The organism is Asticcacaulis sp. DW145 (assembly GCF_037101385.1).
In the GTDB taxonomy this organism is placed as follows: domain Bacteria; phylum Pseudomonadota; class Alphaproteobacteria; order Caulobacterales; family Caulobacteraceae; genus Asticcacaulis; species Asticcacaulis currens.
This window is the reverse complement of the sequence record NZ_AP029024.1, coordinates 1,650,109-1,666,366: the sequence shown is the minus strand read 5'-3', so window position 1 is coordinate 1,666,366 and position 16,258 is coordinate 1,650,109. Positions and strand designations below refer to the sequence as shown.

13 protein-coding genes and 1 riboswitch are annotated in these 16,258 nt (G+C 62.6%); of the genes, 3 read left to right on the top strand and 10 right to left on the bottom strand.

Features of this window, described 5'->3' with window-relative positions; genetic code table 11:
- Positions 1-90: 90 nt before the first annotated feature.
- The gene (gene ligA, locus AACH73_RS07680) at positions 91-2,184 is read left to right on the top strand and encodes an NAD-dependent DNA ligase LigA (RefSeq protein ID WP_272741301.1); all 2,094 of its coding nucleotides are present in this window, start codon (positions 91-93) and stop codon (positions 2,182-2,184) included.
- 43 nt (positions 2,185-2,227) lie between these two features.
- On the opposite strand, the gene AACH73_RS07675 is transcribed toward ligA, so the two are convergent.
- The 7 genes from AACH73_RS07675 to AACH73_RS07645 all read right to left on the bottom strand — a co-directional run bounded on the left by AACH73_RS07675 (position 2,228) and on the right by AACH73_RS07645 (position 10,626).
- The gene (locus AACH73_RS07675) at positions 2,228-2,482 is read right to left on the bottom strand and encodes a hypothetical protein (protein WP_272741300.1); all 255 of its coding nucleotides are present in this window, start codon (positions 2,480-2,482) and stop codon (positions 2,228-2,230) included.
- Between the two features lie 92 nt (positions 2,483-2,574).
- The gene (locus AACH73_RS07670) at positions 2,575-4,407 is read right to left on the bottom strand and encodes an aminopeptidase P family protein (RefSeq protein ID WP_272741299.1); all 1,833 of its coding nucleotides are present in this window, start codon (positions 4,405-4,407) and stop codon (positions 2,575-2,577) included.
- Positions 4,408-4,479: 72 nt separating this feature from the next.
- Positions 4,480-6,309: a TonB-dependent receptor gene (locus tag AACH73_RS07665; RefSeq protein ID WP_338734489.1), complete on the bottom strand. Its 1,830-nt coding sequence runs from the start codon at positions 6,307-6,309 to the stop codon at positions 4,480-4,482.
- Positions 6,310-6,429: 120 nt separating this feature from the next.
- Positions 6,430-6,620, bottom strand: a riboswitch (cobalamin riboswitch).
- Between the two features lie 176 nt (positions 6,621-6,796).
- A complete protein-coding gene (gene cysA / locus AACH73_RS07660) occupies positions 6,797-7,831 on the bottom strand; it encodes a sulfate ABC transporter ATP-binding protein (RefSeq protein ID WP_338734488.1) in 1,035 nt (344 codons plus the stop codon).
- 11 nt (positions 7,832-7,842) lie between these two features.
- Positions 7,843-8,688, bottom strand: coding sequence for a sulfate ABC transporter permease subunit CysW (cysW, locus tag AACH73_RS07655; RefSeq protein ID WP_272741295.1), 846 nt, complete (start codon positions 8,686-8,688; stop codon positions 7,843-7,845).
- A 2-nt stretch (positions 8,689-8,690) separates the two neighbouring features.
- The gene (gene cysT, locus AACH73_RS07650) at positions 8,691-9,584 is read right to left on the bottom strand and encodes a sulfate ABC transporter permease subunit CysT (protein ID WP_272741294.1); all 894 of its coding nucleotides are present in this window, start codon (positions 9,582-9,584) and stop codon (positions 8,691-8,693) included.
- 13 nt (positions 9,585-9,597) lie between these two features.
- The gene (locus tag AACH73_RS07645) at positions 9,598-10,626 is read right to left on the bottom strand and encodes a sulfate ABC transporter substrate-binding protein (protein WP_338734487.1); all 1,029 of its coding nucleotides are present in this window, start codon (positions 10,624-10,626) and stop codon (positions 9,598-9,600) included.
- A 242-nt stretch (positions 10,627-10,868) separates the two neighbouring features.
- Between AACH73_RS07645 and metC the strand changes: the two genes are divergently transcribed.
- A complete protein-coding gene (gene metC, locus AACH73_RS07640) occupies positions 10,869-12,041 on the top strand; it encodes a cystathionine beta-lyase (protein WP_272741292.1) in 1,173 nt (390 codons plus the stop codon).
- 193 nt (positions 12,042-12,234) lie between these two features.
- Entirely contained in the window at positions 12,235-12,966 is a 732-nt protein-coding gene (locus AACH73_RS07635) for a YafY family protein (RefSeq protein WP_272741291.1), read from the top strand.
- A gap of 165 nt (positions 12,967-13,131) precedes the next feature.
- Here the strand turns inward: AACH73_RS07635 and AACH73_RS07630 are convergent, their stop codons facing one another.
- From AACH73_RS07630 to AACH73_RS07620, 3 genes are all read right to left on the bottom strand, one after another.
- On the bottom strand, positions 13,132-13,608 hold the full coding sequence (locus AACH73_RS07630) for an Hsp20 family protein (protein ID WP_272741290.1): 477 nt from the start codon (positions 13,606-13,608) through the stop codon (positions 13,132-13,134).
- A gap of 258 nt (positions 13,609-13,866) precedes the next feature.
- A complete protein-coding gene (gene fba / locus AACH73_RS07625; protein ID WP_272741289.1) occupies positions 13,867-14,907 on the bottom strand; it encodes a class II fructose-bisphosphate aldolase in 1,041 nt (346 codons plus the stop codon).
- Between the two features lie 136 nt (positions 14,908-15,043).
- Entirely contained in the window at positions 15,044-16,237 is a 1,194-nt protein-coding gene (locus tag AACH73_RS07620) for a phosphoglycerate kinase (RefSeq protein WP_272741288.1), read from the bottom strand.
- Positions 16,238-16,258: the final 21 nt, after the last annotated feature.

Below are 16,258 nucleotides of genomic sequence, written 5' to 3'. Positions count from 1 at the left end.
GTTAGACAGGCGGCATTAACCCCACCGTCTTCTGCCGCTTAGCGCCAAAATCCCCCTCTCCTAAAATCAGGGGAGCGATAAAGACAAGACATGACCACACACGCACCCGACACGGCGCAGGCGCGCCACGCACAGCTTTCTGCCGAGATCAAACACCACCGCGATCTCTACTATAATCAGGAAGCGCCCGAACTCAGCGATGCCGAATACGATGCGCTGGAGCAGGAGCTGCGCGCGCTGGAGGCGCAGTATCCGGACCTGCATACGGTCGATAGTCCGACCGAACAGGTGGGGGCCGAGATTTCGAGCAAATTCGCCCCGGTTCAGCACGGCGTGCCCATGCTGTCGCTCGATAACGCCTTTGCGCCGGAAGACGTGGCCGATTTTGAAAAGAGCATCCGTCGCTTCCTGCGCCTGCCGCCGGAAGAGGCGCTGGCCTTCGCGGCGGAGCCCAAGATCGACGGCCTATCCTGTTCGCTCCTTTATGTGAACGGCAAGCTGTTGCGGGCGGCGACGCGCGGCGACGGGCGCACAGGTGAGGACATCACCGAGAACGTCCGTACCATCAAGGACGTGCCGCACGTGCTGAGTGGAACGGGCCATCCCGAACGCATCGAAATCCGTGGCGAAGTCTATTATCCGCTGGCCGAGTTCGCCGCCATGAACGCCAAGGCGGTCGAAGAGGGTGGCAAGGTCTTCGCAAATCCGCGCAATGCGGCGTCCGGCGCGCTGCGGCAACTGGATGCGACTATTACCGCCTCGCGGCCCCTGCGTTTCTTCGCCTACACCTGGGGTGAGGTCAGCAATCCGGGGTTTGTCACCACTCAAACCGAGGCGCTGGCCAAGTTCCGCGAATGGGGGTTTCAGGTCAATCCGCGCTCGGCCACGACCGAAAACAGCGATGGTTTGCTGGAGGTTTATGAGGCGATTCAGCGCGACCGGTCGGGCCTCGGTTACGATATCGACGGGGTGGTCTATAAGGTCGATCGGCTGGACTATCAGCGCCGGCTGGGCTTCGTCTCGCGCTCGCCGCGCTGGGCCATTGCGCACAAGTTCCCGGCGGAACAGGCCCTGACCCACCTGAAGGCCATCGACATTCAGGTCGGGCGCATCGGCACCCTGACCCCCGTGGCGCGGCTGGAGCCGGTGAATGTCGGCGGCGTGGTGGTGTCGAATGTGACGCTGCACAATGCCGATGAGATCGCGCGCAAGGATATCCGTATCGGCGATCTGGTCCGTGTGCAGCGCGCGGGCGATGTCATCCCGCAGATCGTTGGCGTCGAGCTGTCTGAGCGTCCGGACGGGACGGAGCCTTATGACTTCCCCTCGGTCTGCCCCTGTCCGCTGAAGACCGCTGTGGTGCGCGAACTGAACCTCAAGGGCGAGGAAGGGGTGGCGCGCCGCTGCACCGGCGAACACGCCTGCCCGCATCAGCGCGTCGAATATCTGAAATACGTTGTCAGCCGTAAGGTGCTCGATATCGAGGGTTTGGGCGAAAAGCAGCTTCAGAAGTTCAGCGAAGAAGGGTTGATCCGCGAACCGGCGGACATCTTCACACTGGAGGCGCGGGACAAGGCGTCCCTGACGCCGCTGCGTAACCGCGAAGGCATGGGTGAAACCTCGGCGCGCAATCTGTTCAAGGCTATCGAAGACCGCCGCCAGTTGCCGCTGGACCGCTTTATCGCCGCTCTGGGTGTCAAGGGGGTGGGGGAAACCACCGCGCGTCTGCTGGCGCGCGCCTACCACTCGGAAAGCGCCTTCCGCGACGCCATGACGGCGCTGGCGGCAGGGGACGAAGAGGTGAAGGCGGCGCTCGACAATATGGATCAGGTCGGGCCGTCTCTGGTAGCCGCGCTGATGGAGTTCTTCTCGAACGACCACAATGTCGGCATGTATCAGCGCTTTGTGGCGCAGCTCAGCGTACAGGACGCCGAAGCCGTGGCCGGGGACTCGGCGGTATCGGGTAAGACGGTGGTGTTTACCGGCACGCTGGAGAAGATGACACGCGACGAAGCCAAGGCGCAGGCCGAACGGCTTGGGGCCAAGGTGGCGGGTTCGGTTTCGGCCAAGACGCACATTGTTGTGGCCGGACCGGGCGCGGGGTCAAAGCTCAAAAAAGCGGCTGAGCTGGGGGTTCAGGTGATGACCGAAGACGAATGGCTGGCCTTTATCGGGGCGGCGTAAGGCCTTACCCCTCCCCCTGAAAAATCAGCGGAGGGGCATAAGATCAATCCACCGTCGTGGCGAAATAGGCCTGTTCCTGCGCCGTCAGTTGCGGTTCGGGGAACAGGGTGCGGTCGGCTACCGACACCACGCCAAACAGGGCGATCAGACCCGCCACAAAGCCTGCGCCGATCAGGAAATGCCTGCGGGCGGCCTTGCGCGCCTCGGCTTCGGGCGACAGGGCCCGCGCCGGGCTTTGCGTGACGGTGAACTGACCGAAGGTTTCGGTGGCGGGTTGAAAAACGGTGCTGGCAGGCATGGTATCCCTCCGCAGACTGATAGCTACGGATACACCTTACCCAACGCCGGATAAGGGCGCAGGTCGTTCTGATTTTGGGGGATATAAAGCCTTTATAAGGGCGCGCAGACGGTTTTGAGCCAATCCGCCACCTCCGGTTTTACGCGCGGCGACAGCAGGCGCAGCACCTCGGCGTGGTAATCGTCCATATAGCGGCGCTCGGCCTCGCTGAGCAGCGACACCTCGATCAGGCTGCGATCAATGGGTGCCCAAGTCAGGTTCTTGAAGCCCAGCATCGGGCGTTCACCGCCCACGATGGGGGCCGCTTCGGTGACATATTGCAGGTTTTCGATGCGGATGCCGAAGTCGCCGGCCTTATAGAAGCCCGGCTCGTTGGAAACGATCATGCCGGGTTGCAGGGCATAGGCATTGAGCGCCTTGGCGATGCGCTGCGGGCCTTCGTGGACGCCCAGATAGACACCGACGCCGTGGCCGGTGCCGTGGTCGTAGTCGAACCCGGCGTTCCACAGGAACTGCCGCGCCAGCACGTCGAGATGCGTGCCGGTCGTGCCGGCCGGGAAGCGAATGGTGGCCAGTGCAATGTGCCCCTTGAGCACGAGGGTGAACATGCGTTTGTGTTCGGCGCTCGGCGTGCCGATGGCCATGGTGCGGGTGACATCCGTGGTGCCATCGACGTACTGACCGCCGGAATCGACGAGAAGCAGATTGCCGGGCGCGATGCGGATATTGCTCTGTTCGGTGACCCGGTAATGCGGCAGGGCCCCGTGCGGGCCGAAGCCGGAAATGGTGTCGAAGCTGAGGTCCTTCACTACGCCTGAGGCGATGCGCAGCGACTCCAGCTTTTGCGCCACTTCGATTTCGGACGGCAGGGCGGTCTGCGCCTCGGTGGCCACCCAGTAGAGGAATTCGCTGAGGATGGCGCCGTCGCGGATATGGGCTTCGGTGGTCCCGGCGATCTCTGCGGCGTTCTTGCAGGCGCGCGGGACAAGGCAGGGGTCGTCGCCTGGAACGGCGGTGGCCCCGGCCCCTTCGATGGCCTGCACCCACCAGGCCGAGGACCAGTTGGGATCGACCAGCACGCCCTGACCGGACAGCGCCGTTAGCGCCGCAGGGATGTCAGACGGGGTTTTCAGTACCACCTCATTGCCCAGCCATTCGCCCAAACCGTCCGTGACCTTAGCCGATTCGAGGAACAGTTCTGCGGTGCCGTCGGCCTTGAGCAGGGCCTGCGCCAGCGGCAGGGGCGAACGGATGACGTCGCCGCCGCGCACATTGAACAGCCACGCAATAGACGATGGTGCGGTGATCAGGGCCGCGGCCACGCCCTTCTGACGCAGGCTTTCAGCCAGTTTGGTACGCTTGTCGCCCGACGGGACGCCGGCAAATTGCAGCGGTTGTGCCACCACCGGCGTCATCGGCTGGGCCGGGCGTGCCGCCCCCCAGGCGAGGTCAATGGGGTTTTCATCCACGGCTTTCAGGGTGACGCCGACGCTTGTGGCCGCCAGTTGCAGAGCCTTCAGCGCCGCGGGGCTGTGCAGGCGCGGATCATAGCCGATGACGCGGCCGCGCGGCTGAGCGGCGATCTGTTCAGCAATGGCGGTGGCGGTGAAATCGACGACCTCGAATACCGAAGGATCGGTCTGTTCGCGCGATTGCAGGGTGTAGCGTCCATCGGCAAACAGGATGGCTTGATCTTTGAGGATAAAGGCCGCGCCGGCGGAGCCCGTAAAGCCCGACACCCAGGCCAGACGCTCATTGGCGTCGGGCAGATATTCGTTCTGGTGCTCGTCTTCGTGCGGGACGATAAAGCCGTCGATACCGAGTCCGGCAAACTGCGCCCGCAATGCGGCGACGTGGGTCACGCCCTGCGACGGGTGGGTGGTGACGCTGTAGGTCTGAAAGGCGTGGGCGGTATCGGCGGTCATGGTGGGGGCCTCGGTCGATGGAGGCCCCCTATATAGACCGTCAGGATTTGGTTTCAAATCCTATCATCGGTCTCAATACCGGGCGCGCACGCCCAGCCACAGGCGGCGACCGACCGAGCCGTAGTTGGCGGCGGTCTCATAGTTTTCGTCCGTGGCGTTTTCGATGCGCCCGAACAGCGCCACCGTGTCGTTCAGCGCATAGCTAGCGCGCAGGTCGAGCAGGGTGTAGGCGTCCAGTCGCCGGGTATTGTAGATGTTCTCGAACGACCTGCCCGCATAGCGGACAGAGGCCCCCAGTTCGAGCGCCTCTGTTGCCTGCCACTCCACGCTGGCATTGGCCAGATGACGCGGCGCGCGCCCCAGATCGTTGCGGAAGGTGGCGCTGGTCCGGGCGTCGTCGCGGGCGATGATGTGGCTGTAATTGCCCGACAAGCGCACGTTCGGTGTCAGCCTCGCCTCGCCCTCCAGTTCGATGCCATAGGCCTGGGTGCGAGCGATATTGCCATAGCGGAAGGACGACATGTCATAGTCGATCTGGTTGTCGGTCTTGCGCCCGAACAGCGAGACGCCGAGGCGGCTGTCGTTCGGACCGTAATAATCGACGCTGAGATCGAAATTGGTGGCGTCTTCCGGTTTGAGCGCCAGATTACCGGACCAGCCGTCATAGAACTGATAGAGGCTGGGGGCCTTGAAACCTTGCCCCAGGCTGCTGCTCAGGACGAGGGAGGGCGACAGGGCATAGGCGACGGCGACCTGAGCGACAGTATGGCCGCCGAACACGGAGTGATCGTCATAACGCACACTGGCATTGATCGTCAGGGCCTGCGTCACGTCCTGCCGCCATTGGGCGAACAGGCCGTTGAGGGTGACGCGCTTGTTGAGGCCTGAGGCAATGGCCTGCGTGCGTTCGCTCGATGCGCCGAAGACCAGCTTGGACGCCTCCGACAGGGTCAGAGCGCCGGTGTAGTCGAAGCTGGTCTGACGCCCTTCGAACGGATAGGCGGTGGCATTGGCAAGGTCGGAGGTCGAGCGCTTCGTCGTGCTGTAGCTGAGGGTGAAGGTCTGTTTAAGAGCCCCGCCGAAGGCCTGATTGTAATAGCCGAGGCTGGTCAGATTTTCGTCCTGAAAGCCGGTGTCGCGGGTGTCGGCCAGCTGGAACGCTGCATTATAGCCATCGAAATCGTAGTCGCTTTCGGTCCGGGCCAGACGGGCGCGCAGGCCGGATGTGTCGCTCAGGGCGTAGTGGACATAGGCGTTGAGGTGTTTTTGCGTAAAGCCGTCCTTTTCCGCCCCGCCGCGCAGCGATGACACGCCGTCGTCGTCGATATAGGCCGCCGCCAGACGCCAGCTCAATTGACCGGTCTTTCCGCCCATACCCGCCTTGCCCACGATGTATTCATCAAGGCCTTCTACCGACATCTGCGCCTCAAGCGGGCGCTTGGGGGTGCGGGTCGTCACCGCCACCACACCGCCGATGGCCTGAGAGCCCCACAGGGTCGAAAGGGGCCCGCGCAGGATTTCGACGCGCTCGACATCATTCAGCGCCAGCAGGCCGAGGTTCAGCCCGCCGCCGATCATCGACGGGTCGCCCAGCTTCACGCCATCGACGATAAACAGGCTGCGGTCGCTTTCGGCCCCGCGAAAGCGCGCCGTCCCGGCCTGACCGGGACCGCCGGTCTGGGCGATAGAGACCGACGGTGTGCGGGCGATCAGGTCTTTCAGATAGACCGACTGGCTGCGCTCTATGGCTGCCGAATCGAATGTGGTGACGCTCTGGCCCACCTTCGACAGGGCAACCGGTTCGCGGGTGAGGGTGACGATCACCTCCTGCGGGGCGTCATCGGCCAGCGCAGGCGAGGTGAAGAGGGCGGCAAATGCGACGCCGCAAAGAAGAGTTTTCAAGGTCTTATGCCTATACACAACAGGACGAGCGCCCCGGACGAGCCAGCGCGCACCACGAATCGTCTCTGAGGAAGGCCTTTAATGAAAGGCTTATCCGCTCTTGTGGCACACCCCGACCACGCGAAGGACGACAGCAGGGGCAGGTCTCCTGGCTCACGTCTCAGGCGCGTCTCGCCGCCTTCCCGGTCCTGGAAATGACCAGTGGCGTGTGGCGGAACACTCGACGCTTACAGTTGCGGGGACAGCGCAGGCCTTGCACCTGCTTCCCTTTTAAGCCGCATCTCTGCGGCACCGTCTGCACAGGAGCGGGCGTAGGGGAGCAGGTGGGGAAGGTCAAGCCTGAGACGCGGAGGGGAGGTGGATAAGCGAAGACTGTGGCGTAAGGGCCGCTTGCGATGGCACCGTGCGGCCCCCGCCTGAGCGCGATTACCGCTCCATTGAACAGGACCATTGACGGATACGTTCGGGCAGAGAGCGGGCTATAGCGCTAAAACGCATAAACCTTGGACGGGCGCAGATAGACCGTGTCATTCAGGCGCAGGTCAGACGCCTCTGAGTCGTGGGCGTGCTGGGTTTCAAACACCTGCCCCGTCGGGCTTTGCAGTTCCAGACGCAGATTGGCCCCGGCGGGCAGGAGGGACAGCACCTTCGCTTCAAAGCCCGGTCCTTCGCGGAGCAGGTGGGTATCGAAGGGGCGGAAACGCACGGTCTGCGCGCCGCTGAGCGCCTTGGGGCTGACGACCGGGGCGCTGAAGCCGCCGAAATCGGCCACCCCGTCCGACAGGCTGGCCGGCACCTGATTGGAGGTGCCGAGAAAATCGAAGACAAAGGCCGATTGCGGATGGCGATAAAGCTCCAGGGGCTTGCCGATCTGTTCGATCTGGCCGTCTTTCAGCACCACCACGCGATCGGCGAGATCGAGCGCCTCTTCCTGATCGTGGGTGACGAAGAGGGTGGTGACGCCGGTTTCATCATGGATGCGGCGCAGCCAGCGGCGCAGATCCTTGCGTACCAGCGCATCGAGCGCGCCGAACGGCTCATCGAGCAGCAGGATGCGCGGATTGATGGCCAGTGCGCGTGCCAGTGCCACCCGCTGCCGCTGACCGCCCGAAAGCTGGCTGGGGTAGCGCTTGCCGAGGTCTTCGAGCTGAATCAGCTTTAGCAGGCGCAGCACCGTGGCCTGAATTTCGGCCTTTGACGGGCGGTCTTTTGAGGGGCGCACATTGAGGCCGAAGGCGATATTCTGCGCTACGGTCATGTGGCGGAACAGGGCATAGGACTGAAACACCATGCCGACGCGGCGGTCGCGGGCCGAGAGCGTCAGATAGTCGAGGCCGTCGAAGTCGATACGGCCCGTATCCGGGCGGTCGAGCCCGGCCAGCAGGCGCAAAAGCGTCGTCTTGCCCGAACCCGATGGGCCAAGCAGGGCCAGAAATTCGCCCGGCTGGGCTTCGAACGACACGTCGTTGAGCGCGGCGAAGTCGCTGAAGCGTTTGGTGATGTTTTTGACGACTAAGGACATATAAAGCTCAATCAGTGGCGGCGGTTGGCGGCCAGTTCGTCACCGAAGCGCCATTCCAGCAGGGTTTTCAGGACCAGCGTCACAAGCGCCAGACCGGCCAGCAGCGTCGCGGCCCCGAAGGCCCCCACACTGTCATATTCGTTGTAGAGCACTTCGATGTGCAGGGGCAGGGTGTTGGTCAGACCGCGGATATGGCCCGACACCACCGACACGGCGCCGAATTCGCCCATGGCCCGCGCTGTACACAGAAGCACACCATAGGTCAGGGCCCATTTGATATTGGGCAGGGTCACGCGAAAGAAGACATCCCAGCCCGAAGCGCCCAGCGTCACAGCGGCGATTTCTTCGTCCGTCCCCTGGTCCTGCATCAGCGGGATCAGCTCGCGCGCCACGAAGGGCAGGGTGACCAGAATGGTGGCGATGACGAGGCCGGGCAGGGCGTAGATGATTTTGATATTGCTGGCCTCAAGCACGCTGGCGAACCAGCCGTGCGCGCCGAACAACAGCACCCACACCATGCCCGAAATGACCGGCGAGATGGTGAAGGGCAGGTCGAGCACCGACAGCAACAGTCCCTTACCCGCAAAGTCAAAGCGCGTCACACACCAGGCGGCCGCTATACCGAAAACGGCATTGAGCGGCACGGCGATGGCGGCGACCGTCAGGGTCAGGCGAATGGCGCTGAGGGCGTCCGGTTGGACGATCGCCGACAGATAGGGCTGAACGCCCTGTTTGAAGGCTTCGGCCAGCACATTGACCAGCGGCAGGACGATAACCAGCGCCATCCACACGGCGGCCAGCGCCATCAGCAGGAAGGCGGCGGGGGTCTTGGGTTTTTCGGGGGCGCGGGCTCTCATGCTCAGGCGCGTCCCCGGCGCGAGAGCAGCAGTTGCAAGGCATTGACCAGCAGCAGGCTGAGGAAGGCCAGGCTCAGCATGGCCACCGCAATGGCGGCCGCCCCGGCATAGTCGAACTCTTCCAGCTTGATAACGATCAGCAGGGGCGTGATTTCCGACACGAAGGGCATGTTACCGGCGATGAAGATGACCGAACCGTATTCCCCGACCGCGCGCGCAAAGGCCAGCGAGAAGCCGGTCAGAAGGGCGGGGGCCAGCGACGGCAGGATGACGCGCAGGGTGGTTTGCAGCGGCGTGGCCCCCAGAGTGGCGGCGGCCTCTTCGACCTCGGCATCGAACTCGGCCAGAACAGGCTGCACCGAGCGCACGATGAAGGGCAGGCCAACAAAGACCAGCGCCACGAAAATGCCCAGCGGCGTATAGGCGATCTTGATGCCTAAGGGCGCGAACAGGCTGCCGACCCAGCCATTGGCGGCGTACATCGAACAGAGCGACACGCCGGCCACGGCGGTGGGCAGGGCAAACGGCAGATCGACCAGCGCATCGACCAGTCCCTTGCCCGGAAAGTCATAGCGCGTCAGTACCCAGGCCACGATCAGCCCGGCAAACAGATTGACCAGTGCCGCCAGAAGCGAGGTGGTGAAGGTCAGGCGCAAGCTGGCCAGCACGCGCGGATCGCTGATGGTTTGCCACACACCGTCCAGCCCGTGCTCCCACGGACGCGCCAGAAGGGCGGCCAGCGGCAGGACCACGATCAGCGACAGATAGGTCAGGGTGATGCCCAGCGACAGGCCAAAGCCCGGCAGGACGCGCGCCTTGTGCGTCGCCTTGGGCGGCTTGTAGCCTTCGGTGGCCAGCGGAACAGCGCCCGGCGTGGGGGTGGCGTTGACGGTCATAAAGGCCTTGGGCTTACTTGTTCAGCTTGACTTGCAGCGCATCGAAGGCCGCGCCCGCCGCAAAGAAATCGGCATGGGCTTTTTTCCAGCCGCCGAAGTCGCTGTCCACTGACAACAGGCGCAGTTGCGGGAACGTCTGCGTGAACTGCGCGGCGACGGTTTCGCTGACCGGGCGGTAGAAGTTTTCGGCAACCAGCTTTTGTGCGTCGTCGTCGAACAGGCCCTTCACATAGGCTTCGGCCAGTGCGCGCGTGCCCTTCTTATCGACATTCTTGTCCACCACGGCGACCGGCGGCCCGGCGCGGATCGACAGGGACGGATAGACGATCTCGAAATCCCTGGCGCCGCTGTCCTTCAGCGCCAGCAGGGCTTCGTTTTCCCAAGCCAGCAGGACATCGCCCTGACCGCGCTGCACGAAGGTGGTGGTCGAGCCGCGCGCCCCGGTGTCGAGCACCGGCACATTGCGATAAAGCGCTTCGATATACACGGCGGGGTCCTGACCGTTGGTTTTGGCCCAGCCATAGGCGGCCAGATAGTTCCAGCGCGCTCCGCCCGAGGTCTTGGGGTTGGGGGTAATGACGCCGATGCCGGGCTTGATCAGATCGCCCCAATCCTTGATGCCCTTGGGGTTACCTTTGCGCACCAGAAACACGATGGTCGAATAGTAGGGGGTCGAATTGTGCGGCAGGCGCTTGGCCCAGTCGGCGCTGATCAGGCCTTTTTCGGCAATGGCGTCGATATCGTGGGCCAGCGCCAGAGACACGATGTCGGCATCGAGCCCCTCGATGACCGCGGTCGTCTGCTTGCCGGAGCCGCCGTGGCTCTGATTGACCGTTACCGGCGTCTTCACCTTGGTGGCGAACAGCTTGTTGTAGGCGACATAAAGCTCGCGAGTCGGGTCGTAGGAGACGTTGAGCAGGGTCTTGGCCGTGACCTCACCGCTCTGACCGCAAGCCGCCAGAGACAGGGCCGAACCCGTAAGGCCAGCCGCTGCCGCGCCTTTGAGCAGCCAGCGGCGGGAAAGAGCAACAGATCGGGTCATGGTCGGTCTCCTGTACGGAAAAGGCCGGTTACGAATGCAATTTGGTAGGAATTTTACGCGCGTCTTCTGATAACGCCACAGCCTACCCCATGACGCAGCATATGCCAAATCCATGACAATTGGTCAGGCGACGATTTTTGCCAGGTCGGATTAGTCGTTCTAATCTGCGATCCGGTCAATCTTCACTTGCGCCTGACGCCGTTCAGCGGCAGAGCAGTCATCGTATACGAAAGGCCCTTCCCATGCGTGAAACCACCCGCGTCATCTCCCCGGTTCTGGATAAGCCCCGCAGCCGCCGCGCCGTCAATACGGGCGTCGAGCGCGGATCGACCGTGCTGATGGAAAGCGCCGAGGTGCTGTATCGTGACGATATCAAGCCGACCTATGGCACCGAAGGCCTTTCGACGCAGCGCGAACTGTGTCGCCTGCTGGCCGAACTGGAGGGGGCGGAGGAGGCCTTTATCCTGCCCAGCGGACTGGCGGCGCAGACCCTGCCCATCTTCGCGGTGCTGAAGGCCGGCGATCATGTGCTGGCGGTCAATTCGGCCTATCGCCCGGTGCGGCGCTTCCTCGATACGCAACTGGCGCGCTTTGGCGTCGATGTCACCTGGTATGCACCGTCAGCGACGCCAGACGAAGTGATGGCGCTCGCCACCGAAAAGACGAAGCTGATCTATCTCGAAAGCCCCGGCTCGCTGACCTTTGAAATTCAGGACATCCCGGCGATTGCGCAAGCCGCCAAAGCGCGCGGCATCCTGACCTTCTGCGACAACACCTATGGGGCGGGCGTCCTGTTCAAGCCGCTGGCGCACGGGGTCGATATGTCCATGCAGGCCCTGACCAAATATGTCGGCGGCCATTCCGACGTGCTGATCGGGTCGGTGGCGGTCAATGATCCGGCGCTGGCCAAGGCGATTTACGACGCCATCAAGGCGTGGGGCTTCTTCACTTCGGCCGACGAATCCTATCTGGCCTTGCGCGGTCTGCGCACCCTGCACCTGCGTCTCAAACAGTCGGGCGAGGCGGGTCTGAAGGTGGCGCAATGGCTCACCACCCGCCCCGAAGTGATCCGCGTGGTCCATCCGTGGCTGGACAGCCATCCGGGCAGCGACGTCTTCCGCCGGGATTTCAGCGCGCCCAACGGCCTGTTCCTGGTGGTGCTCAAAGGCGACGGCGAACCGGCTTCGCAGCGCTTTCTCAACGCGCTTAAACTGTTCGGGCTGGGTTTTTCGTGGGGCGGCTATGAGAGCCTCGCCGTCAATTGTGAACCGCAATTTATCGGCCGTCACAAGCTGACGCCCGAAGACCATGCGCCGCTGGAAGGCAGCTATGTGCGCCTCTATGTCGGCCTCGAAGACCCCGATGACCTGATCGCCGATATCGAACAGGCTCTGGATCATTTCGTTTCTTTATAGAAACGAAATGATCCAGATTTTTGTCTTTCAGTCCCTCGCCGGGCGGCGGCTCTGCCGCCTTGGCCGCCGCCTTAATGGCGGCTTGAGCGGAATGATCAGAAATCATTCCGCTTAGCGACTTTGTAGATTTTGTTTTTGCTTTGTTCCTTTGTTTGCGATATGTCCGTAGATGGACTGACGCAGGGGAAGGGATATGTCGCGCGCCGCCCGGCTTTTGAATTTGCTACAGATTTTGCGCCGGCACCGCTATCCGGTAACCGGTGACTGTCTGGCGCAGGAGCTGAACGTCTCGCTGCGCACCCTCTATCGGGACGTTGATGCCCTGCGCGCGCAGGGGGCCGATATCGAGGCCGAGGCCGGGGTGGGCTTCCTTCTGCGGCCCGGTTTCATGCTGCCGCCTCTGATGCTGTCGCACGATGAGATCGAGGCCATTGCGTTGGGCGTCAAATGGGTGGCCGGGCGCACGGACAAGGCCATCTCGGCGGCGGCGGTCAATGCGCTGGCCAAGATCAATGCCGTTCTGCCCGACGATATGCGCGACAGCCTGCAAACGACCGGCCTGATGGTGCCACCGCCGTGGAAGGACGCCGAGGTAACGGAGTTTGAGGACCGCTACCTCAAAATGATCCGGCAGGCGCTGAAGTCCGAACGCAAGCTGATCATGGACTATAGCGATGTAAAGGAGGCCACGACGGCGCGTATCGTCTGGCCCGTGGCGCTGGGCTTTTACGAGCGGGCGCGGCTGCTGGTCGGCTGGTGCGAATTGCGGCAGGATTTCCGGCATTTCCGCTCTGACCGCATCCGCAACCTGAGCGTCGCCGATGAGCGTTATCCGACCCGGCGTATGGTCCTGCTCAGACAATGGCGCGAGCAGGAGGACGCCATGTACCGGGCCTATGAGGCACGTCAGGCCGAGACGGCATAAAAACCGGAAGCGAGGGGCGCTTCCGGCGAAGTTTCGGAGGGGGAGAGAAAGAAGGGGCGGGTCGCATCCCTCATCAGAGAGACACAAGAGACGCGACCCGGTCGGTCAGGGATCAGGGGCACCGATACGCGCTGACCGAAGCGGCCGTCAGTGCAAGAACAACGCTTACTCTGCGGCTTCCAGCGCCTGCGGGGTGTTGCCGGAGGTCTTGATGGCGATCTGCTTCGGCTTCTTGGCTTCCGGGATTTCGACCACCAGATTAAGGGTCAGCAGCCCGTTGGCCAGTTCAGCTTCGGTGACGCGGATATGGTCGGCCAACTGGAAGCGGCGCTCAAAGCTGCGTTCGGCCAGACCGCGATGCAGGAAGGTGCGTGACCCGTCTTCGGCGTCCTTCTTGCCGGTGACGGTCAGGACGTTTTCCTTGACCTCGATATTCAGTTGATCGGGGCGGAAGCCAGCGACGGCGATTTCGATGCGGTAGGCGTCGCCATCCCCATCGGTACCAGTGGCGATGCGTTCGATATTGTACGGCGGCCAGCCCGGCGCGGTATCGGTGCGCGCGGCGGAGTCGAGCAGGCTGACCAGACGGTCAAAGCCAACGGCGCTGCGGTACAGGGGGGAAAAGTCGATTTGAGTACGCATGAAAGTCTCCTTATCCAAAGCGAGATCGACAGCGGCGTAGAGCTGTCTTGGGTTGTCGGTTGGAGCGCTGGCGCATCCCCGAAACGGGCGATGAAGCGGTCCAGAAAGACCCGGTGTCGGCGTCTTACGTCTATGGATTTGGGGAGGGTTGGGGCCGCTTCAAGAGGTGCCGCAAAATTTTATAAACAAAAAAGCGCAGGCGTGGGGCCTGCGCTTTTCGATAGTCGTCCCCCGAACGCGGGGGAGGTATGATCTAAATTAAGCCAGATAGTATTTCGCCATGCTCGACAAAGGCTTGGCCTTGATCTTCGAGGCATTGCCGGCGGTGCCGAACTGCACAAAGCGGTCATAGCAGACCTGCTGCATGGCTTCCTTGGCGGGCTTCAGATAGCCCCGCGGATCGAAACTGGCCGGGTTTTCGATCAGAAACTTGCGGATCGTGCCGGTGATGGCCATGCGGCAATCGGTGTCGATATTGATCTTGCGCACGCCGATCTTGATGGCCTTTTGCAGTTCTTCGACCGGCACGCCGTAGGTTTGCGGCATCTCACCGCCAAAGGCGTTGATCAGGTCCTGAAGCTCCTGCGGCACCGAGGAGGAGCCGTGCATGACAAGGTGGGTGTTGGGAAGGCGCTTGTGGATCTCGGCAATGACATGCATGGCCAGCACTTCGCCGTCGGGCTTGCGCGAGAACTTGTAGGCGCCGTGCGAGGTGCCCATCGCGATCGCCAGGGCATCGACATTGGTTTTGGCCACAAAATCAACGGCCTGATCCGGGTCGGTCAGCAGTTGCGAATGGTCGAGCACGCCTTCGGCCCCGTGGCCGTCTTCGGCCTCGCCCATGCCCGTTTCCAGCGAGCCCAGCACGCCCAGTTCGCCCTCGACCGACACGCCGCAGGCGTGGGCGAAATCGACAACGGTCTTGGTCACATTGACATTGTACTCATAATCGGCGGGCGTCTTGGCGTCGGCCATCAGCGAGCCGTCCATCATCACCGAGGTAAAGCCGTTCTGAATGGCCGTGGCGCAGGTCGCCGGCGAATTGCCGTGGTCCTGGTGCATGACGATCGGCAGTTCCGGATAGATTTCGACCAGAGCGTCGATCATCTTGGTCAGCATGATGTCGTGCGCGTAGTTGCGCGCACCGCGCGACGCCTGAATAATGACCGGGCTTTCGGCCTTGCGGGCGGCGTCCATGACGGCCAGCCCCTGTTCCATATTGTTGATGTTGAAGGCCGGTACGCCGTAATCGTTCTCGGCCGCGTGGTCGAGAAGCTGGCGCAGACTGATACGAGCCATGATAAATTTCCCTCTTTCATATGCTCAGTGAGGACCCTGCGGACTGGCCGGTTTCCGGTCTCAGGCCGCAAGGTCTGAAAATCATTTAAATATTAGTCCTTCTGGCTCCCTGACGCCAGAGCGATAGCCTTTTCACTTAACCGAGTGCGGAGACGCCGGGCAAGTCCTTGCCTTCCATCCATTCGAGGAAAGCACCGCCCGCCGTGGACACAAAGGTCATGTCCTGCGCCACACCGGCGTGGTTCAGCGCGGCGACGGTATCGCCGCCACCAGCCACGGCGACCAGCTTACCCGATTGCGTTTGTTCTGCCGCAAATTTCGCCGCTTCGACGGTCGCGGCGTCAAACGGTGGCAGTTCGAACACACCCAGAGGCCCGTTCCAGATCAGGGTTTTGGAGTTGGCGATGACGTCTTTCAGTTGCGTCACCGTTCTGGGGCCCGCGTCAAAAATCTTGTCGTCAGCGCTGAGGGGGGGCCCCAGATCGACCGTGCGGTTGGCCGCGTGCGCCTTGAAGTCCTGCGCCACGACGACATCGAGCGGCAGCAGGATGCGGCAGCCTTTGGCTTCGGCCTCTTTCAGGATTTCGAGGGCCGTGTCCTTAAGGTCTTTTTCGCAGAGGGAGCCGCCGACTTCGTGTCCCTGGGCATAGAGGAAGGTGTTGGCCATGCCGCCGCCGATGGCCAGCGCATCGAGCTTACCCACCAGATTTTTCAGCAGGTCGAGCTTGGTGGAGACTTTGGAACCGCCGACGATACCGATGGTCGGGCGCACGGGTGTGCCCAGTGCAGCGTTCAGCGCGTCCAGTTCGCGGCGCATCGACTCCCCGGCATAGGCGGGCAAAAGTTTCGCCACGCCTTCGGTCGAGGCGTGGGCGCGGTGGGCGGCGGAGAAGGCGTCATTGACGTAGATATCGCCAAGCGCGGCCAGTTGTGCGGCAAAGTCGGGATCGTTCTTTTCTTCGCCCGCATGGAAGCGCACGTTTTCGAGCAAGGCCACGCCTCCGGCGGGCAACAGTTTCAGGACATCGGCGGCGTCCGCACCCACGCAGTCATCGGCAAAGGCAACGGTGGTGCCCAGCAGTGCCGACAGGGCCGGGGCGACGAACCGCAGCGACATTTCCGGCACGACCTTACCCTTGGGGCGGTCGAAGTGGGCCAGAAGCGCGACTTTCGCACCTGATTTTTGCAGCTTTTCGATGGTCGGTAAGGCCACCTTCAGCCGCGTGTCGTCGGTGATGCGACCGTCTTCGACCGGCACGTTGAAATCGACGCGCACCAGCGCGGTCTTACCGTGAAGGTCGGATACATCATCAAGGGTTTTGAAGGTCATGGAAAGCTCATTATTGGATCG